Source organism: Gemella bergeri ATCC 700627 (assembly GCF_000469465.1).
Taxonomy (GTDB): domain Bacteria; phylum Bacillota; class Bacilli; order Staphylococcales; family Gemellaceae; genus Gemella; species Gemella bergeri.
The window spans coordinates 41417-61817 of sequence record NZ_KI271813.1 but is presented as its reverse complement, the minus strand read 5'-3'; the positions used below and the strand labels follow the sequence as shown (position 1 = coordinate 61817).

At 27.9% G+C, this 20401-nt stretch carries 25 protein-coding genes; 21 read left to right on the top strand and 4 right to left on the bottom strand.

Features of this window, described 5'->3' with window-relative positions; all coding sequences use genetic code 11:
- Nucleotides 1–123 precede the first annotated feature (123 nt).
- Entirely contained in the window at nucleotides 124–507 is a 384-nt protein-coding gene (locus tag HMPREF1983_RS02105) for a rhodanese-like domain-containing protein (RefSeq protein WP_021752637.1), read from the bottom strand.
- A 119-nt stretch (nucleotides 508–626) separates the two neighbouring features.
- Here HMPREF1983_RS02105 and HMPREF1983_RS02100 point away from each other — a divergent pair, with 119 nt between their 5' ends.
- From HMPREF1983_RS02100 to der, 14 genes are all read left to right on the top strand, one after another.
- A complete protein-coding gene (locus tag HMPREF1983_RS02100) occupies nucleotides 627–1376 on the top strand; it encodes a TrmH family RNA methyltransferase (protein ID WP_040460819.1) in 750 nt (249 codons plus the stop codon).
- 69 nt (nucleotides 1377–1445) lie between these two features.
- Complete coding sequence (corA, locus tag HMPREF1983_RS02095) at nucleotides 1446–2399, top strand: magnesium/cobalt transporter CorA (protein WP_021752635.1); 954 nt, start codon at nucleotides 1446–1448, stop codon at nucleotides 2397–2399.
- A gap of 23 nt (nucleotides 2400–2422) precedes the next feature.
- Nucleotides 2423–2629 carry a DUF1146 family protein gene (locus HMPREF1983_RS02090; protein ID WP_021752634.1) on the top strand — a complete coding sequence of 69 codons (207 nt, stop codon included), beginning with the start codon at nucleotides 2423–2425 and terminating at the stop codon, nucleotides 2627–2629.
- A gap of 14 nt (nucleotides 2630–2643) precedes the next feature.
- Nucleotides 2644–3798 carry an AI-2E family transporter gene (locus HMPREF1983_RS02085; RefSeq protein ID WP_021752633.1) on the top strand — a complete coding sequence of 385 codons (1155 nt, stop codon included), beginning with the start codon at nucleotides 2644–2646 and terminating at the stop codon, nucleotides 3796–3798.
- A gap of 135 nt (nucleotides 3799–3933) precedes the next feature.
- A complete protein-coding gene (locus tag HMPREF1983_RS07990; protein ID WP_281170862.1) occupies nucleotides 3934–4065 on the top strand; it encodes a hypothetical protein in 132 nt (43 codons plus the stop codon).
- The gene (locus HMPREF1983_RS02080; protein ID WP_021752631.1) at nucleotides 4058–4348 is read left to right on the top strand and encodes a cell division protein SepF; all 291 of its coding nucleotides are present in this window, start codon (nucleotides 4058–4060) and stop codon (nucleotides 4346–4348) included. Before HMPREF1983_RS07990 ends, HMPREF1983_RS02080 begins: the two co-directional genes overlap by 8 nt.
- A 2-nt stretch (nucleotides 4349–4350) precedes the next feature.
- Nucleotides 4351–4626 carry a YggT family protein gene (locus HMPREF1983_RS02075; protein WP_040460817.1) on the top strand — a complete coding sequence of 92 codons (276 nt, stop codon included), beginning with the start codon at nucleotides 4351–4353 and terminating at the stop codon, nucleotides 4624–4626.
- A 7-nt stretch (nucleotides 4627–4633) separates the two neighbouring features.
- A complete protein-coding gene (locus HMPREF1983_RS02070) occupies nucleotides 4634–5404 on the top strand; it encodes a YlmH family RNA-binding protein (protein WP_021752629.1) in 771 nt (256 codons plus the stop codon).
- A 216-nt stretch (nucleotides 5405–5620) separates the two neighbouring features.
- Nucleotides 5621–6355, top strand: coding sequence for a phosphonate ABC transporter ATP-binding protein (phnC, locus tag HMPREF1983_RS02065; protein ID WP_021752628.1), 735 nt, complete (start codon nucleotides 5621–5623; stop codon nucleotides 6353–6355).
- Nucleotides 6327–7889, top strand: coding sequence for a PhnE/PtxC family ABC transporter permease (locus tag HMPREF1983_RS02060; RefSeq protein ID WP_021752627.1), 1563 nt, complete (start codon nucleotides 6327–6329; stop codon nucleotides 7887–7889). The genes phnC and HMPREF1983_RS02060 overlap by 29 nt, the downstream gene beginning before the upstream one ends.
- Nucleotides 7890–7974: 85 nt before the next feature.
- Nucleotides 7975–8484 carry a ribosome maturation factor RimM gene (rimM, locus tag HMPREF1983_RS02055; protein ID WP_021752626.1) on the top strand — a complete coding sequence of 170 codons (510 nt, stop codon included), beginning with the start codon at nucleotides 7975–7977 and terminating at the stop codon, nucleotides 8482–8484.
- Nucleotides 8484–9215, top strand: coding sequence for a tRNA (guanosine(37)-N1)-methyltransferase TrmD (trmD, locus tag HMPREF1983_RS02050; RefSeq protein WP_021752625.1), 732 nt, complete (start codon nucleotides 8484–8486; stop codon nucleotides 9213–9215). The genes rimM and trmD overlap by 1 nt, the downstream gene beginning before the upstream one ends.
- Nucleotides 9216–9295: 80 nt before the next feature.
- On the top strand, nucleotides 9296–10504 hold the full coding sequence (gene rpsA / locus HMPREF1983_RS02045) for a 30S ribosomal protein S1 (protein WP_021752624.1): 1209 nt from the start codon (nucleotides 9296–9298) through the stop codon (nucleotides 10502–10504).
- Between the two features lie 110 nt (nucleotides 10505–10614).
- Nucleotides 10615–11922, top strand: coding sequence for a ribosome biogenesis GTPase Der (gene der / locus HMPREF1983_RS02040; protein WP_040460813.1), 1308 nt, complete (start codon nucleotides 10615–10617; stop codon nucleotides 11920–11922).
- A gap of 138 nt (nucleotides 11923–12060) precedes the next feature.
- Here der and HMPREF1983_RS02035 read toward each other — a convergent pair whose 3' ends face one another.
- The 3 genes from HMPREF1983_RS02035 to HMPREF1983_RS02025 are packed head-to-tail and all read right to left on the bottom strand — an operon-like array spanning nucleotide 12061 to nucleotide 13094.
- Nucleotides 12061–12663, bottom strand: coding sequence for a hypothetical protein (locus tag HMPREF1983_RS02035; RefSeq protein WP_021752622.1), 603 nt, complete (start codon nucleotides 12661–12663; stop codon nucleotides 12061–12063).
- A 15-nt stretch (nucleotides 12664–12678) separates the two neighbouring features.
- The gene (locus HMPREF1983_RS02030; protein ID WP_021752621.1) at nucleotides 12679–12885 is read right to left on the bottom strand and encodes a hypothetical protein; all 207 of its coding nucleotides are present in this window, start codon (nucleotides 12883–12885) and stop codon (nucleotides 12679–12681) included.
- Between the two features lie 5 nt (nucleotides 12886–12890).
- Nucleotides 12891–13094 (bottom strand): hypothetical protein, encoded by a 204-nt coding sequence (locus tag HMPREF1983_RS02025; RefSeq protein ID WP_021752620.1) that lies wholly within the window; start codon nucleotides 13092–13094, stop codon nucleotides 12891–12893.
- Nucleotides 13095–13271: 177 nt separating this feature from the next.
- Here HMPREF1983_RS02025 and HMPREF1983_RS02020 point away from each other — a divergent pair, with 177 nt between their 5' ends.
- From HMPREF1983_RS02020 to HMPREF1983_RS01990, 7 genes are all read left to right on the top strand, one after another.
- Nucleotides 13272–13556 (top strand): ArsR/SmtB family transcription factor, encoded by a 285-nt coding sequence (locus HMPREF1983_RS02020; RefSeq protein WP_021752619.1) that lies wholly within the window; start codon nucleotides 13272–13274, stop codon nucleotides 13554–13556.
- Between the two features lie 25 nt (nucleotides 13557–13581).
- On the top strand, nucleotides 13582–15438 hold the full coding sequence (locus HMPREF1983_RS02015; RefSeq protein ID WP_245576416.1) for a heavy metal translocating P-type ATPase: 1857 nt from the start codon (nucleotides 13582–13584) through the stop codon (nucleotides 15436–15438).
- A gap of 123 nt (nucleotides 15439–15561) precedes the next feature.
- Entirely contained in the window at nucleotides 15562–16572 is a 1011-nt protein-coding gene (locus HMPREF1983_RS02010) for an NAD(P)H-dependent glycerol-3-phosphate dehydrogenase (protein WP_021752617.1), read from the top strand.
- Nucleotides 16573–16772: 200 nt separating this feature from the next.
- Nucleotides 16773–17045 carry an HU family DNA-binding protein gene (locus HMPREF1983_RS02005; protein ID WP_003144688.1) on the top strand — a complete coding sequence of 91 codons (273 nt, stop codon included), beginning with the start codon at nucleotides 16773–16775 and terminating at the stop codon, nucleotides 17043–17045.
- Between the two features lie 157 nt (nucleotides 17046–17202).
- Complete coding sequence (folE, locus tag HMPREF1983_RS02000) at nucleotides 17203–17763, top strand: GTP cyclohydrolase I FolE (RefSeq protein WP_040460810.1); 561 nt, start codon at nucleotides 17203–17205, stop codon at nucleotides 17761–17763.
- Nucleotides 17764–17775: 12 nt separating this feature from the next.
- Nucleotides 17776–17979 (top strand): trp RNA-binding attenuation protein MtrB, encoded by a 204-nt coding sequence (gene mtrB, locus HMPREF1983_RS01995; RefSeq protein ID WP_021752615.1) that lies wholly within the window; start codon nucleotides 17776–17778, stop codon nucleotides 17977–17979.
- A 269-nt stretch (nucleotides 17980–18248) separates the two neighbouring features.
- Nucleotides 18249–20360, top strand: coding sequence for a DNA topoisomerase III (locus tag HMPREF1983_RS01990; RefSeq protein WP_021752614.1), 2112 nt, complete (start codon nucleotides 18249–18251; stop codon nucleotides 20358–20360).
- Nucleotides 20361–20401: the final 41 nt, after the last annotated feature.

The window sequence follows — 20401 nt, the reverse complement described above, 5'->3', positions numbered from 1 at the left end:
AACAAAAAATATTTTGTATATAAATATATAGTTAATTTTACATAAAATTATAACATATAAAACAGTGAATGTATATTGCTGTAACGACAAAAAAACCAGTATCGTTTAATACCGGTTTTATGGTTATCTTTTTGTTTTAAGATTTTCTTTCCAATCTTGTAGACCATTTTTTAGCATAAAGACATTAGTATAACCATTTTTCTTTAGTGTAAGGGCAGCACGTGGTGCCATAGTCCCGTTTTTATCACAAAGATAAATAGGTTGGTCTTTTCTAAGAGAAGTATATAAAAAATTGAATTGAGAAAGTGGCATATTTCTTGCTCCGTTAATATGAGCATATTTAAAATCTTCTTTTTCTCTTACATCAACTAATTGAACTTTTCTAAGATTTTGTCTAAATTCAACATAAGGTAGCTTGGTAACAGCTCTGTTCAATCTTAGATAATTAAATAATGCAATTAAGCCGATGACAAACAGTACTATTAGTGTTGATATCCAAAGTGACATAATAAACTCCTTTTACGTATTATTAATAAAAAAATTATATCATAGTTTGTAATTTTATTCAATATTGATTATAATGGTAAAAGCTAGACATCTAATTTGATAATATTATGGAGAAAATAATGATAACATCAGGAAATAATAAAAAAATAAAAGAACTTCAAAAATTAAAAAAAAATAGAAATATAAAAAAATATAATAAGTATTTGGTAGAAGGAATTCATCTGGTAAAAGAAGCATTAAAGGCTAATGTTGTAGAAGAAATAATAATTTCAGAAAATTTTAATAAAAAAGAATTGAATTATTTAAAAGAATTTGTGGTAGTTGCGGATAACGTTATAAAATTACTGGGAGAAACGGTGACTTCTCAAGGGGTAATTGCTGTATGTAGTATAGAAAAAAAAGAATTGGATATTAATTGCTATAATAGGGTTCTTATTTTGGATAGAGTACAAGATCCTGGGAATTTGGGGACTATTATAAGAACAGCAGATGCTTTTAGTTTTGATTGTGTAGTTTTGGGTGACGAAACGACAAGTTTATACGGGCAAAAAGTCCTTCGTAGTACACAAGGAAGTCAGTTTCACATTGATTGTTTTGAAAATATAGTTTTGGAAAATCTTATTGATGAAATGAAAGAATTTGATTTATATGCTACTTCTTTAAAAGGTAATAAATATTTGGAAGAGGTTAATGATGTAGGAGAGAAAATTGCTGTTATTTTTGGTAATGAAGGAGCAGGGGTTAGTAACAATATCTTGGAAAAGGTAAATAATCTTTTAAAAATAAAAATGACCGGGGAAGCCGAAAGTTTAAATGTGGCAGTTTCTGCCGGAATAATTATGAATCATATTGCAAATAATATTAAATAAAAATTTACTAATTTCATTAATTATGATATTATTGTAGTTGTGAAAATAATCTAAGAGAGGTGAGATCTAATGTTAAAAACACTAGCAGTAGATAAAAAAGGAAATATCTTAACAGATGTCAAACTGTCAAGACTTAATGATCAAGATATTGCTTGGTATTGGGTTGATTTTGATACACCGACACGAAGTGAGATAACCCTATTGTCTACATTTTTTAAGTTTCACGAATTGTTGATTGAAGACTGTATGACATTGCTTCAACGACCAAAAATAGAAATAACACGACAACAAATTTTTTTAGTATCTCATGTTTTGAAAAATATTGATGATGATTATGAAACAATAAATATGTTTGTCGGAAAAAATTATATTGTAACTTTTCACCTCTCACATATACGATATATTAATAAAATTATTCCAAAAATCTTACAGCGCGGTGAACAATATTCGCCACTGCATGTAATGCATATGTTGGTATCAGAAATAGTAGAAGGATACATTCCGATTATTGCAAAAATAGAAAATCGTCTTGATGAAATTGAAGAATATGACTCATATAATGCCGGTAGTAAAATAATGGACGAGGTTTTTGACCTTCGTAGTGACTTGTTAAAATTGCGACGTGGTTTATTGCCTATGCGTGAGTTACTCCATAGATTTTTAGTATCACGCCGTGTTGAAATGACCGATAACGACAGAAAATATTTTCACGATATTTATGATGACCTTGTTCAACAAACGGAAATTATTGAAGCAACACGAGAACTTGCCAGTGATATTAGAGAAAATTACATGACTTATAACTCATTTAGATCTAATAATATTATGATGATGTTGACCGTTATTTCAACAATATTTTTACCGTTGACATTTATAGTTGGTCTTTATGGAATGAACTTTAGAAATATGCCGGAGTTGGAATGGAAGTATGGCTACTTTTTTATCTGCGGTGTTATGTTGGTAATTGCTATTGGAATGTTATGGATATTTAAGAAAAAAGGTTGGCTTGATATGTTCAAATAGACATTAGATATAAAGGATAAAATATGAATTTTATAAAATTAACATTGTTATTTATAATGATTTTAGTTAGCAACTTTAGCTTACTGAAATTAGATTTTGGTAAATTATTTAAAAAAAATAGTACAAAGGAAATAAAAATTTTAATTAGTCTAATGTCGTTTGCTATAGGATATTTAGGTTATAATGCAATAATGACAATATATGAACTGTCATTACATTTAATAAAATAACGAAGGAGGATTTTATGAAAGAAAAGATTAAAGAAGAAATAAAAAAAAATAAAGAAATAGTAGAAAACTCCAGAGAAGATAGGTTATTGGCATTTTTAGGTGGAAAATTTATTTTATACATTTTAATAGTAATTATATTGTTAGGGATAGCAATATACTTGTATACTGAAATATCATATATCTTTTCACCTATAAAAGCCATAGTATCAAGTATTACAACTCCAATTATTTTAGCTTATGCGTTTTATTATATATTAAACCCGTTGGTAAATGCTTTTTCTAAAAAAATGCCACGCTTTATCGCCAGTTTGCTTGCTATATTTGTAGGAGTTTTGGTAATTTTAGTGGTAATTATTGGAGTAGTTCCTATAATCGTTGAACAAACTCAGGCTTTAGTAAACTCATTACCGAAATATATAGAAATAGTTCGGGGATATCTTGCGACTAATTCAGAAAATACTTATGTAAAAGCGGTAAATGAATATATTAGTTCTAACTTAAATACTGCGAAAATTAGTGCACAAGCTGTAACAATAGTGACAAATGTTGCTCAAAGTATTGCTTCTTCATTATCATCAACTGCTTCGGTGCTTATGACCTTTCCTTTTGTGTTATTCTTTCTATTAAAAGATGCTTCAAAATTTAAAATTTATTTGATAAATTCTATGCCTAATAGATTGAAAAAATCAATTTCAGAAACAATAGATGAAATTGATGATAAGGTTGGTTCTTATATCCAAGGGCAAATGACAGTTTCGTTATGTTTGGGAGTTATGCTTTATATAGGGTATAATATTATCGGTTTGCACTACGCTTTTTCATTGGCAACGATAGCCGCATTTTTAAGTATTGTTCCTTATCTAGGGCCTATTATGGCGATAATTCCTGCAATGTTGGTTGCAGCTTCAACCAGTGGTATAATGGTTTTAAAAATGTTGGTTATTTGGGGAATAGTGCAATTTGTTGAAGGAAATATTTTATCACCAAATATTATGGGGAAAAGTATGGACATGCACCCACTTACAGTTATTTTCGTTATTTTAATAGGTGTTAATATACTCGGAGTAGTTGGTGCAATTTTAGGAATACCGATTTATTCAATTTTAAAAGTATTAATAACTAGATTAATAAATACTCTTCGAAGTAGATATAATAAATATTATGAGTAAATAAAATAAAGAATCTTATAGTTTTAATCAGCTTTAAGGTTCTTTGTGTATTATAAACGAATATATCGGTTTAAAAATAATGAAAATTATGATATAATTATACAGTTAAATATAACTAAATTGAGGTTTGATATTATGAGTATGATAAAAAAATTTAATAATCTGTTTGTAAGCGAAGAAGATTTCGAAGATGATGTAAAAGGAAGAACAAATAATTCAAAAAGAACAACCAAAACAAAGAATTTCAAAGGAGAATTCAGTGAATAAAGCGACATCTAATCCAATAACCGGTAAAATGAATAATGTAATATTAACAGAACCGTTAGTATTTGCGGACAGCAAAGATATTATTGATGATATAAAAAAAAATAAAGTTGTAATTATTAATTTAAGCAAACTAGATGTAGAAACAGCTGATAGATTATTGGATTTTGTATCAGGTGGTATTTATGCGCTAAATGCAAAATTAAAAACCATAGGTGAAGATATTTATTTATGTGTACCTAACGGTATTGATGTATCGGGAGATTTTTACGAAGGAGAGTATTAATATTGATAAGTTTAACAGAATATTTTTGGGTATATAGATTCGTTAATTATTTATTTAATTTTTATGAATACTGTATACTGGCATATATATTATCATCGTGGTTTCCACAATTTAGAAATAATGTTATAGTGGAATTTTTGGAAAAATTTTGTGAACCATTCTTGAAAATTTTTAGAAAACTTATTCCTCCATTTGGAATATTAGATATTTCTCCAATTATAGCTTTTATTGCATTGGATGTATTAAGACGATTACTTTTAGGATTTATATTTGCTTAGGAGAATTATGAAAAATTTGAATTTTTTATATTCAGCATCAAAAGAAGAAATAGAAACGGCGGAAAATCTATTACAAACAATTGATTTCTCCAACAATAGAAATAGGGTTACCTTTTTTCTAACTCAATTTGAGCAAATTATTTTAGAAAAAATAATAATTTATAATTATCCGGAATTAAAAGTAGAATTTTTTGGTGGAGTTACTAATTTAGAAAGAAAAAAAGCCAAGTTGGTAGCAAACGAATATTATAATGTTGATTTTGAGATAACTTGCTTAAAAGCAACATATAATAATAAATTTAACACAATTAGGCATAAAGATGTTTTAGGTGCTATCCACAATCTTGGGATAAATTTTAATAGATTTGGAGATATTGTTGTAGAAGAGAATACACTTTATATTTTTGTGGATAGTAATATTTCAGATTTTGTTATAATGAATTTAACAAAAATCGGAAAGATTAATATAACATTAAAGAAAGTGAGTGTGCTAGATGTTAAGTTTGAGAAAAAATTTGAAAATTTTGAAATAGTCAGTTCTTCATTCAGGCTTGATAGTATTGTAGCAAAAATAACCAATAAATCACGCAGTAAAGTAAAAGAATTTTTGATGCAAGATTTTATAAAATTAAATCATGTTGTAACAAAAAATGGAGAAAAATCTTGTAATATAGGCGATATAATTTCCATTAGAAAATATGGAAGGTTTATTATAAAGGAAAAAACTCAAAATAAAAAATCTTTAAAGTATAGAATTACAATAGGTAGAGTAATTTAGGAGTAACGAAGAGTTATTCCTTTTTATATTAGATAAATATATTATTAATAACTGATGTTGAAAATTCATGAAAAGTATTATATTTTTTGTTAGTGGTAATAATAGCGATGTTACTATAACAAATAGATGCTGAAAATTATTTAAGAAAGTGTTATAATTGTAACAAGAAATTTTATCTTAAATTTTAGTATGGTGAGAAGTAAATGAGGTGATTTATTGGTTAACGAAGAAATAAAAATAGAGAATTTATCATTTAGCTATGGAGAAAAGAAAGTTTTGGATAATTTGAATTTTTCTATAAACAAAGGAGATTTTGTTGCAATAGTTGGCAAAAGCGGTGCAGGTAAATCAACACTCCTTAGGTGTTTGAATCTCTTAAATGTACCTAGTGGAAAAATAATAATAAATAATAATGATATTACAAAATTTAATAAAAATGAATTAAAAAAATTTAGACAAAAGATTGCTTTTATATTTCAAGATTATAATACATTAGATAATTTATACACAATAGATAACGTTTTAACACCATATCTTGCTAAAAAATCTTTTATTCAATTAGTATCCGGCTATACTAAGAAGGAATATGAACAAGGAATAACATATTTAACGCAGGTTGGTCTAAATGAAGAAATATTTAAAAAATCAAAATATTTATCCGGTGGACAAAAACAACGTGTAGCCATAGCAAAGGCTTTAGCGCAAGAACCGAATATTTTATTGGCTGATGAACCGGTGAGCAGTCTTGATGAAAAAAATACTAGTGTAATAATGGATAATTTTCAAAAATTAAATAAAGAAAAAAACATAACAGTATTGATAAATCTACATGATATAACCCTTGCTAAAAAATATAGCAATAAAATTTTAGGATTAAAAGATGGTAAGATTTTATTTTACAATTATACAGAAAGTGTAACGAATGATGAACTTAAAGAATTATATCATTAAAAGAAAAATAAAAAGTATTATTTTGTACTCAATATTATTGACCGGTATAGTTATTTCTATACTAAATTATGATGCTAAAAGCTTCTCTTTAGGATTTTCCAGAGTTGGAAATTTATTGTCAAGAATGTATCCATTAGATTTAAGTATACTTAGTAGTCTTTATGAACCGATTTTAGAAACTTTGAATATTGCGATATTTTCATCAATTTTAGCACTGTTTACAGCTTTGCTTATTCTCCCGTTGTTAACAAACATTTTGTTTAATATAAAAATATTACCTAAAATATTAAGTGCAGTGTTCTCAATTTTTAGAACAATACCATTTTTGATAGTAGCAGCTATATTAGTAAGTCTTTTTAGCACCGGGAATTTTAGTGGATTTTTAAGTATCTATATTATCAGTTTTTTGACCGCAGCTAAGCTCTTAAAAGAATATGCGGAGGAAGTGGATATAAAACATATAGAGGCTATGAAAAGCCTTGGAGTTTCAAGATTTGCTATTTATAAAACAGCTTTGTTATCTAATATAAAACCGGCGATATTTTCAATTTATTTTCTAATATTGGAATCCGGTATTCGTGGGGCGAGTGTTTTAGGTTTAGTCGGGGCAGGCGGAATTGGTCAAAGACTATGGACTGAACTAAATCATTTGCGTTATGACAGGGTATCGTTGATAATTATAATTTTGGTACTTTTGATTTTTATTATAGATTTAATTAGTTATTACTTCAGGACTATGGAAGATAAAAATAATTTATCAAAAAAAGAGTATTTCTTACGAAAAAAAATAGAAAAAATATTAATACCGGTAGTAATAATTGGTTCATTAATTTATGTAATAAATTTCTTAACAATAACGAAAGAGAGATTTATATTAGGTATAGGTCAATTAAAAGTATTATTTAAGGAATTATTTAATCCGGATATTTCTTATTTTTCAAAAATGTTCTCTGCATTATTGACAAGTATAGAAATAGCATTTGTTGCGACTTTGCTTGCAAGTTTAACGGCAATATTTACTTCATATTTGGCATCAACTAATTTATTTGGAAAATATAAAGCGATAATTTTTAAAGTTGTTATTAATATTTTAAGGACATTTCCGCCTATTATTATAGCGTTAATATTTTTTAGGGGCTTTGGTCCCGGAACGGTTAGTTCATTTTTTGCTTTGTATATTTACACTGTAGGGGTAGTAACAAAAATGTATAGTGAAATATTAGAGGGAATAAATAGTAATATATTATTAGCAACAAAAAGTATAGGATTGGGTAATTTTACCGGTTATATAAAGATAATTTTTAGCGGTTATTTACCGGAATTTGTAACAATTAGTTTATATAGATTTGAAATGAATATAAAAAATTCAACAATACTTGGTATGGTTGGAGCAGGCGGAATAGGCCAGTTATTGGTTAATAATATAGAATATAGGAATTGGAACAGAATATCAACATTATTAATTGGACTTTGTACAGCGATAATTATAGTAGAAAATATATCATCTATTATAAGAGAGAAAATAAAAAAATAGTATTATGTTGTGGCAGCTATGTCATAGGTAGCTATTGTAAAAATATTATTTAACATTGATATAATAAATATTAAAGGAGATTTTAATGCGTTTAAAAGTAGGAAAAATAGTAAATACTCATTCACTTAAAGGAGAAGTTAAGGTTATTTCTTCTACTGATTTTGAAAAAAGACGTTTTTCAAAAGGAAGTGAGCTTCTCATCACCCAAGGTAATCGGGTGATTAGGGAGGTTTTAGTAGAAAACTATCGAAATCATAAAAATTCACTTTTAGTCAAATTTGAGGGAATTGACACAATAGAAGAAGCGGAAAAATTAAAAAATATGCAAATAAAAATTGATTCTGAAAATATTGATGAGTTAAAAGAAAATGAATTTTATTTTTATGAAATAATAGGTTGTGAGGTATATGATGAACAAGGAGAAAAACTAGGAGAAATATCCGAGATTTTAACTCCGGGAGCTAATGATGTTTGGATAGTAAAAGCAGAAAACGGAAAAGAATTTCTTATACCTTATATTGAAGACGTAGTAAAAAATATTGATGTAATAAATAAAAAAATTGAAATCGAATTAATGGAAGGATTAATTGATTAATGAAAATAGATATATTAACTTTATTTCCGGATATGTTTGATTCATTAAATCATTCAATTTTAGGAAAAGCAAGAGAAAAAAATTTAGTAAATATAAATACAGTTGATTATCGAAAATTTTCCGGTAATAAGCATAATCAGGTAGATGATTATCCATTTGGCGGAGGGCAAGGAATGGTATTAAAACCGGAACCGATATTTAATGCTGTAGAAAGTTTAAAAAAACATTCTAAAACTAGGATAATATTACTTTGTCCACAAGGAGAAAGATTTAATGAAAAAAAAGCTGAAGAATTATCAAAAGAAGATCACTTAATATTTATTTGCGGACATTACGAAGGATATGATGAAAGAATTAGGGAATATTTAGTAACTGACGAACTATCTATTGGCGATTTTATTTTGACAGGTGGAGAATTTGCAGCTATGGCTATGATTGACAGTATAGTTAGATTAGTACCGAATGTATTAGGTAAGGAGGAGTCGCATAAAGATGACTCATTTTCAACAGGTTTATTAGAATATCCGCAATATACCAGACCAAAAGATTATAAAGGTATGTCAGTGCCGGACATATTGACATCAGGACATCATAAAAATATAGAAATATATCGTAAAAAAGAAAGTCTAAAACGAACTTATTTAAGAAGGCCGGATTTGTTAGAAACCTATGAATTAGATGCTGAAGAAGAAATACTTCTTGAACAAATAAAAAAAGAATTAAAAAATTAACGTAAAAAGAATGACAATAGTTTAGTTTTGATGTATAATATAGGATAGTATGTATTGTAAGCACAGGAGGATTAGAAGTAATGACAACTTCATTTGAGGAATTATTAAACAGTTCAGAAATGTTAAAAAAAGGAGATAAAGTAACTGGTACAGTATCTAAAATTGATGAAGATAAAGTGTATGTAGATGTTGCAGGAGCACAGTATGACTGCGTTATTTTACGAAATCAGATCACTAGAAAACCGTTTGAAAATATTGAAGAAGTATTATCAGTTGGCGATGAAATAGAAGCACAGGTAACAGGTATTCGTGTCGATCGTGAAAAAAGAAAAGAAGATGTACCGGGAGTAATTTATTTATCTCATCGAATTTTAGAAAATGCTGAGTATAGAAAACTTATAGAGTTATCATGGAAACAAATATTAGAAAAATTCGAAAACGGGGAATATGTTACTGCAACTGTTTCTGCACAAACTAAAGGTGGTTTATTGGCTGAAGTAGATGGACTACGTGCGTTTATTCCGGGTTCTTATATTGATATTAGATTTAAAAGAGATTTATCAGATTTTGTTGGAAAAGAATTTACTTTTAAAATTGAAGAAGTGGATAAATCTAAAAATAAAATTATCTTAAACAGAAAAGCTATTTTAGAAGAGGAAGCAGCTAAAAAATTAGCAGAAGCATTTGAAAACTTAAAAGTGGGCGATGTGGTAGAAGGAACAGTGAGAAGACTTGCAAGTTTCGGTGCATTTGTTAATATTGGAGAAATTGACGGGTTACTACATATTTCAGAAGTATCGCACAAACGTTTTAATGAATTATCAGAGGTAGTAAGCGTTGGTGATGTTATAAAAGTAGCGATTATTTCACTTGATAAAGAAAAAGGTAAAGTTTCTCTATCAGCAAAAGCATTATTACCGACACAATGGGAAGTTGCGCGTGGTACAATAAAAGTAGGTGATGTACTGGAAGGTATTGTTCGTAATACAACTGATTTTGGTGCATTTGTTGAAGTGATGGAAGATGTGGAAGGTTTAGTACATATTTCACAAATTTCGCATGAAAGAGTAAATAATGTGACAGATGTATTGAAAGCCGGTGATAAAGTAAGTGTTAAAGTATTAGATGTAGACTTTGAAAATGAGAGATTATCTTTAACAATTAAAGATTTAATAGAAAAACCGGTTGCACCTAAAGAAGAAAAAGAGTCGGAATTCGACACTTCATATTTAAAAGATGAGGATACTTCATTCAGCGTTGCAGATAAATTTAAAGAAATTGAACTTTAATTTTAACAAGTATGATTAAAAATAATGGCAGTAGATTAAAAATTTGTCTATTGCTATTATTTTTTGAATGGAAGATATTTTGTAATAAAAAGTTAAGGAGGAATTGTGTAATGGCAAAACCAACAGTAGCCATTATTGGAAGACCGAATGTAGGAAAGTCTACTATTTTTAATAAAATAATAGGTGATCGTCTTTCGATAGTAGAGGACGTTGCGGGTGTAACTCGTGATAGAATATACTCAAAAGCAGAATGGTTAAATTATTCGTTTTTTATGATTGATACAGGTGGTATTGAATTGGAAAACACACCTTTTCAAAAACAAATTAGAGCACAGGCGGAACTAGCGATAGATGAGGCGGATGTTATTATTTTCTTAACTAATGGACGTGATGGCGTTACTGCCGACGACGAAGAAGTAGCCAAGTTATTATATAAAACCGACAAACCCGTAATACTTGCTGTTAATAAAATTGATAATTATGACATGAATCACATGATTTATGATTTTTATTCATTAGGATTTGGAGAACCTTTCCCGATTTCAGGTTCACACGGTTTGGGTATAGGAGATTTACTTGATGAAGTTTGTAAAAATTTCAAAGTAGTTGATGAAGAAATAGAGGACAAAAAAATCAGATTTTCATTAATAGGAAGACCAAATGTGGGAAAATCAAGTTTGATTAATGCTATTTTAGGGAAAGAACGTGTTATAGCTTCTGAAATAGCAGGAACTACACGTGACGCAATTGATACCGATTTTGTTCATGATGGTGATGAATATGTAGTAATTGATACAGCAGGAATAAGAAAACGTGGTAAAGTATATGAAAATTGTGAAAAATATTCAGTATTACGTTCTTTAAAAGCTATTGAGCGTTCTGATGTTGTCTTGGTAGTTTTAAATGCAGAAGAGGGAATAATTGAACAAGATAAAAGAGTAGCAGGATATGCTCATGAATCAGGTAAAGGTGTTATTATTGTTGTTAATAAATGGGATGCAATAATTAAAGATGATAAAACTATGAACGAATTTAATGAAAAAATCCGTGATAGCTTTGCATATTTAGATTATGCTAAAATCATTTATGTTTCAGCAAAAACTAAACAACGAGTGTTTAATATTTTTCCATTAATAAAAGAGTCTTATAAAAATAGACAACGCCGCATTCAGTCTTCAACACTTAATGAAGTTGTTGTAGATGCAGTATCTATGAATCCAACTCCAATGGATAAAGGAAAACGTCTAAATATTTTTTATGCTTCTCAAGTTGCTATTAACCCACCGACATTTGTATTTTTTGTTAATTATCCGGAATTAATGCACTTTTCTTATGAGAGATTTTTAGAAAATAGAATAAGAGATTCATTCAACTTCGAAGGGACACCAATTAAATTATTAACAAGAAAACGAAATTAATTGAATTTAGAAAGAATTTTCATAAAAATTGAATACTAAATGTCAATATTAAAATTAGACAGAAAAAATTTATAAAGCTATATTGTTAATTACTTGAATGAAGACAATTAACAATATAGCTTTACTGTATATATTTAATTAATTTTTAATTTCTAAATGTCCTGATTTAAGAGAAATATTATCTCCTTCTTTTACTTTATCATATTGTTCTTTTGTAACTGAGATGTATTTTGTTTCTCCTTCTTTTGTTTTTATTTCTAACATATAAACAGGAACTTTGCTATCTTTTACATTATCAACAAGTTCTTTTTGTTGATCGCTGGCATGAACTTTGGTGTGTGGAATTGTTGAATGGTGGAATAAAGTGTACCAAAGTAGCATATTTGTTATACTATTGCCGGAGAAAAATCCGCTAGAACGATAGTTATTGTTTAGATAATCTGTATATTGTTTTTTATAATTTTGATTATTATAACTGTTGTAATTATGGTTGTAACTTCCTTTAGAGCTTTTAGAAAAATTTCTTTTTGTGGAAGTGGTAGGTTTACTTGAAGTATTAGCTTTTGGCTTACTATTTTTAGAATCGCTGGAAGTACGTGGTTTACTACTGGATTTAATAGAAGATGATTTAACGGTGCTGCCTTTTGCTTCAATAATGTTAGTTGTAAAAGTGTTAACTGAAGAAAAGATAAGAACACCGGTTAATAATACTCCACATATTTTTTTAAAGTCAATTTTCATATTGTAAAACTCCTTTTAATTATTTTCTGTACTACGTTTAGCAACAACAGTACCCTCAACATCTTCTTGTGAATTTGTTTCGTTTTTTACCGTTGTTTCAATATTAGTTTTATCATCAACAGAATTATTATCTTTTGAGCTGTTATTTATGTAGTAGAAAATCCCTAAACCTATAGCAGTGATAATGGTTAGAGTCATAAAAATTTTTAAAAATCGAGTCATAATTATTATAATCCTCCTAAAACATATCCTTTTAAGTCTAAAGCACGTTTTATTCTATCATATTCAGAAGCGGGGATTTCTATATCATCTCCATTAACCTGTGATAATGTTGCGTATTCGGCATCATAATCTTTCCAAATATCAATTACATTGTTTAAATTTATCAATCCGCAATTTCCGTCTATTAAAATTATCTCAAACCATTTCATAATCTAACCTCCTAAAATATTTTCTTTCATTATAGCATATTTCATAAAAAAGATATATTAATAAAATAATTTATGCTAAATAGTAATGATTTCTATATTCAAAAATAAACTTGAATGTTCAAAAAAAATATGGTAGAATATATTCAAATAGAATTTTGAATGTAGAGGTGTATTATTTTGAATTTAGAAGAAAGAGACAAAGTATACAATTTTTTAAATCTAATAGCTGATAAAAGGAGAATTGATATTATTTATTTAATAATGAAAAAGAGGCTTTGTGTTCAAGATATAGCTGAAATTATAAATGAAACGGTGGCTAACACTTCGTATCATCTTCAGCAGTTAAAAAAGGGGAATATTGTAAAAGTTGAAAAAGAAGGAAAAGAAGTATTTTATTCACTCAGTGATAAACATGTTTATGAAATATTAGAAAATGTTTTAGAACATATTAGTCATAAATAAAAAATTAATAAGTGAGGTGGCTGTAATGAAAAAGGAAAGGAATATTATAAAATTTTTAATGTCCTATAATGTATTGAGATTCGTTGTGGGGATATTAATATTTATAACAGCGGAGTTATTTATTAATAATAATTACAATTTATTATTACTACTTTTATCATATTTTATTTTAGGATATGATGTTTTATACAAATCAATAAAAAATATTATTAAAGGTAATTTTTTTGATGAGAATTTTCTAATGGCGATAGCAACAATTAGTGGAATTTATATAGGAGTATATTCAGAAGCGGTAGCGGTTATGTTGTTCTATCAATTAGGTGAAATATTCGCCGATTATGCAAGTGAGCAATCTCGAAATTCAATTAAGAGTTTATTAAAATTAAGACCGGATATTACTAATTTAAAAACAGAAAATGGAGTAGTTTCGGTAAAACCGGAAGATATAAAAATAGGAGATGTTATAGTAATAAAAGCTGGAGAAAAAATTGCATTAGACGGTATTGTTGTTTCCGGCAGTTCAAATGTTGATACTTCTTTTTTAACAGGAGAATCAATGCCGTGCAATGTTAAAGAAAATGATAAAGTTTTAGCAGGATATGTTAACTACCACGGTGTTATTGAAGTAAAAGTAATAAATACTTTTCAAAATTCTTCTATTATGAAAATATTAAAATTGGTAGAGGAGGCAGCGAACAAAAAAGCTCCGGCGGAAAAATTTATTACAAAATTTTCAAAAATTTATACACCGCTTGTTGTTATTGGGGCATTGTTATTAATTGTGATACCTTTGTTAATTTTAGAGGATTTTAATATTGATACTTGGTTGTATAGAGCATGTATGTTTTTGGTTATTTCCTGCCCTTGTGCTTTGGTAGTATCTATCCCAACAACTTATTTCAGCGGATTAGGGTTATCTTCAAAAGAGGGAATTTTAGTAAAAGGAAGTAATTATTTAGATTTATTGACAAAAATAGAAACAGTTGTAATGGATAAAACGGGAACAATAACCGAAGGAGTTTTTAATGTAGTTGCAATTACTGTAAAAAATACAACAAAAGAAGAGTTGTTAAAATTGGCAGTAGCAGGAGAATATTATTCTAATCACCCAATAGCAGTATCAATAAAAAACTATGCTGCATTAAAAATTAATGAAGATTTAATAAAAGATTATACAGAGTTAAGTGGTTATGGCGTATCGTTATCGTATAATAGTGATAACATACTAGTTGGTAATGATAAGTTGATGATTAAAAATAAAATTGTCTTTGAAAAAAATAATTCATTAGGCACAATAGTATATATTGCTAAAAACAATGAATTTATCGGTAGTATAGTTATAGCTGACAAAATAAAAGCAGACACCAAAAAATTCATAGATTCTTTGAAGGCTAAAAAAATAAAAACAATAATGTTAACCGGAGATAATAAAATATTAGCTGAAAACGTGTCAGAAAAGTTGAATATAGATGAAGTTTATGCTGAATTATTGCCACAGGATAAGTTGGAAATATTTGAAAAAATAAAAATTAATAATGGAAAAAAAGTTATGTTTATTGGAGATGGTATCAATGATACACCAACTTTAGCACGAGCTGATATAGGTGTCTCAATGGGTAGTTTAGGGAGCGATGCTGCCGTTGAAACTTCAGATATAGTGTTAATGGAAGATAAACCGTCAAAAATTATTACAGCGATTAATATAGCGAAAAAAACACGTCATATAGCTTACCAAAATATTATAGCAATTATATTAGTAAAAGTTATATTTTTAACGCTTGGTGCATTTGGTATTGCAACGATGTGGGAAGCAATAATTTCTGATATAGGAATGACGGTAATAGCGTTATTAAATTCATTTAGATTATTAATAAGAAAATAAACTAAAAAGTGAAAAACTTTTTCCCTATTATATAATCATATTTAGTTAGTGATTAATTTCATTTTTTCTGATATAATAAATTTAATATAAAAGTTATTGAATAAAATTAGTGAGGAAAATAATATGAAAATATCAGTAATAGGTTCTGGAAGCTGGGGGACAGCATTATCACAAGCGATAGTTGATAACGGACATGAACTTCGACTGTATTCAAGAAATGAGAAAACAAAGGATGAAATAAATACTGAACACACTAATAAACGATATCTAAAAAATATAAAGTTACCTGAAAATGTTATTGCCACTAGTAATCTTGAAGAAGCGGTAAAGTTTGGTGAAGTATTAGTAATAGCAGTCCCAACAAAAGCAATGAGAGAAACAATGAAAAAAATAAATGTTTATTTAAATATTCCAAAGTATATTATTCATGTTTCAAAAGGTTTGGAGATGGATACTAATAAACGTATGTCGGAAGTAATAGAAGATGAAATAGACAGTAATTTGTTAAAAGGTGTCGGAGTTTTAAGCGGACCGTCACATGCGGAAGAATTAGTTTTAAGAAATCCTACCGTTGTGGCTATAGCTTCTAAAAATGATGAATTAAATAAATTAGCTCAAGAAATTTTTCATAACAAATATTTTAGAATTTATGTCAATAAAGATATTATCGGTGTAGAAGTGGGCGGAGCTTTAAAAAATATTATTGCAGTTGGTTGTGGAATAATAGACGGAATGAAATTAGGAGATAATGCTAAGGCTGCTTTACTTACACGTGGTTTAATAGAAATAACACGTCTTGGGACAAAACTAGGTGCAAAACAGATGACTTTCTTAGGACTTGGAGGTATCGGAGATTTAGTTGTAACGTGTACTTCAAAACATTCAAGAAATTATAATTGTGGGTATTTAATTGGCAAGGGATATACATTAGAAGAAGCAATTGCTAAATTAGATATGGTGGCAGAAGGAGTTAGAACTACAAAAGTTTGCTATCAACTCGCAAAAAAATATAATGTTTATATGCCTATAACGGAGAATATTTATAAAGTATTGTATGAAGATTTATCAATAAATGATTGTGCTAAAAATTTAATGAAAAATGTAGCTAGTGAAGAATTAAATAGATTTGAATAATTTTTTAGGTATAAGAAGTGGGATTTAATGAAAATTTATTAACAAATAAAATAAAAAATGATGTCGAATTGAATAAAATCATGCAAAAACATATTTTTCGCCATTTTTCTTTAATAAAAACTTGATTATTACTTGGTAATATGGTAATATTTAATAAGTGAAGCGGGAAACCGCTACTCAAAAACGGAGGTAAAGGATTAATGAATAAATCAGAATTAATTTCAAAAGTAGCTGAGAAATCAGGACTACAAAAAAAACAAGCAACTGCAGCTATCGAAGCATTCGTAGAAACAGTTGAAGAAACTCTAGCTAAAGGTGAAAAAATTCAAATTATTGGATTTGGTAACTTTGAAGTAAGAGAAAGAGCTGCTCGTAAAGGTCGTAACCCACAAACTAATGAAGTAATTGAAATTGCAGCTAGTAAAGTACCTGCATTCAAAGCTGGTAAAGCACTTAAAGATGCAGTAAAATAATAGGAAATAAATAAAAAGGTCTAAGATAGTTTGTATTTTAGGCTTTTTATTTTGTCAAATTAGCAACCTTACGGTTTATGAACAGAAAATATTTTTCTATAGAATTAGCCGTTTTTGTGGTAAAATAATGTTATCATAAAAAATTTGGAGGTTGGTTTTGAAGAATAAAGAACAGTCAATGGAACTTATAAAAACTTTGTTAGAAAATTTTGGAGAAGATCCTACAAGAAAAGGACTTATTGATACACCGAAACGTTGTGTAAAAATGTACGAAGAATTGTTGTCAAAGACGAATGTAGATCCCAAAGAAGAAATTAATACATTTTTTGAATCAGATAACGATGAACCGATATTAGTGAAAGATATTCAATTTTATTCACTATGTGAACATCACATGCTTCCGTTTTATGGAGTATGTCATATAGCATATGTTCCTAAAAATAAAAAAATAACAGGACTTAGCAAATTAGCACGTCTTGTTGAAAGTGCGAGTCGCCGCTTGCAAATTCAAGAGGATATGACCCTTATGATAGTAAATGCAATGGAAGAACAACTACAACCTAAAGGCGTCTACGTTGTTATAGAAGCGGAGCATATGTGTATGGCTATGAGAGGAATAAAAAAAATAGGTTCTAAGACGGTAACCAGTAAAAAAACAGGGGTATTTTTAAAAGATAACAATTTAGTAAAAGATATTCAATATAAAATTAAACTGTAATAAGGTGAAAATATGAAACAAGCTGATTATATAATAATAAGAGCCGAAGTGGATAATGTTAAAGTTATTACCAAGAAAATAAACAACGAAGAATCTTTGGAGATTTTAAATAAAGGCGAGGTAATTATTTTGAATATTTTTGATAATATTAAAAATTTCAAAATAAAAGGTCGAGCAAGAATAGTATCAACCCTTGATCAAGTAATTTCAGAGTAGTTAAAATTTTTATAGTGTAGAAATTACAATGATAAAATGAGACTAACTTAAAAATTAGGATTTAATATTTTTCATTATGATGAAAATATTTTTGGTGAATGATTATGTTTAAATTTAATATAATTCACTATTCTTATTATTTTAAGATAGTCTTTTTATAGTAATAGTTTTATAAAAAATTAGAATAGAAAACAAAATGGGATTGTTATTGTATCTAAATATAGTTTGTAATAATTAATAAAAATAAATTTTATAAAAGAGGATAATAGATGAAAAGTGTAGTATTGTGTGAAAAGCCATCAGTGGCACGAGATATTGCCAGAAATCTCGGTGCTAAAAATAACAAAAATGGTTGCTTGGAGGGAGATAAATATGTTGTTACTTGGGCTTTAGGGCATTTGGTAACACTTCAAACACCGGATAAATATAAAGAATTTAATAATATCGGGTTAGAAAAGCTTCCTATGATTCCAAAACATATGAAAACAGAAATTATAAAAAAAACTTTTAAACAATATAAAACAATAGAAAATGCACTAAATAGAAAAGATGTAAGTGAAGTAATTATTGCAACTGATGCTGGACGTGAAGGAGAATTGGTTGCAAGGTATATATTAGAAAAAGCTAATTTTAAAAAAAATATAAAACGTCTTTGGATTTCTTCGGTTACTGATAAAGCAATAAAAGACGGTTTTAAGAATTTGAAAAATGGTAATGACTATCTCGGATTATATTATTCAGGGCTGGCACGTGCTAATGCTGATTGGTTGGTCGGAATCAACGCTTCAAGGGCATTAACTTTAAAATATAACGCTTCATTAAACTGTGGACGTGTTCAAACTCCTACTCTTCAAATGGTTTTAACAAGAGAAGAAAAAATAAAAAATTTTAAAGCAAGAGAGTTCTATACTTTCGAATGTAGTGTAGAAGGTATAAAATTTACTTGTAATGAAAGTGAGTTTAATTTAGAAAAAGCAGAACAGTTTGTGAAAGAAAACCGTAATAAAGCAATTTATTTTGATAAAGTGGAAATAAAAGAAAGAAAATCTTCGGCAAAACCTTTATATAACCTTACAGATATTCAACAAACAGCCAGTAATTTATTTGGTTTATCGCCAAAACAAACGCTAAATATAATGCAAAATCTTTATGAACGTCATAAAATTTTAACTTATCCTAGAACAGATAGCAGATACCTAACAACAGATATGAAATCTACTATTGCAGATAGATTAAAAGCAATAGGTGGAGATTATAAAGAAATAATTTCTAAAATATTAAAAGAAAAAAATTTTAATACAAAAAAAATAATAAATAATTCAAAAGTAAGTGATCACCATGCTATAATACCAACAGAAGAAAGGCCAAACTATATAGTATTAACGGATATGGAATTAAAAATTTATAACTTGGTAGTGCGAAGGTTTTTAGAAAATCTACTACCGGATTATCACTATGAAGAAATAGCATATAGTTTTAGATTAGCGGGGAAAAAATTTCAAACGAAGGGTATAAAAACTATCAACTTAGGGTATAAAGTGTTAGCAAGCGATGAAATATTAGATAAAAAAATAACTATTAATGAAAAAAACGTAAAATTGGAAAATTTAGTGTTTGTAAAAAAAGAAACAACACCGCCTAATTATTATACTGAAGGCAGTTTGATTTATGCAATGGAAAATCCTTTTGAATTTGTTGATGATGAGAATGAGAGAAAGATTTTAAAAGAAACTAATGGTATTGGTACTGTAGCAACAAGAGCGGATATATTGGAAAAATTATTCTCCAATGATTATTTAATACTTGATAATGGTAGAATAAAAACTACAAATAAGGCAAAACAATTACTAAATTTGGTTCCTAAAAAATTAAAAAGCCCGTCTTTAACGGCAATATGGGAAAAAGAACTTGATAATATTGCAAAAAATAAATTATCAAAAGATAAGTTTTTACATAATATTAAAGAATATACTAAAGAATGTATTACCGAAATAAAGGAAAGTGAAGATAAATTTAAACATGATAATATTAGCGGGAAAAAATGTGAAGAATGTGGAAACTTTATGCTTGAAGTCAATAAAAAGGGAACTAATATGTTGAAGTGTTCTAATCGAAATTGTCGAAATCGTAAGGTTATTAGTCGTTTAACAAACTTACGTTGTGATATTTGTCATAAAAAGATGACATTATATGGGAATGGAGAAAATGCCACTTATCGCTGCATATGTGGAAATTCTTTAAAACAAAAGGAAGTAGATAAGAGAATTAAATCCAATAAAAAAGATAGGGCAAGTAGGGTAGATATGAAAAAATATATGAAACAGGAAAAATTAGAAAACAACTCACTAAAAGAAAAATTAGCAGGATTAAAATTAGAATAGAACTGTTTAATTTATAGTTGATAATAAAAAAATATTATTTT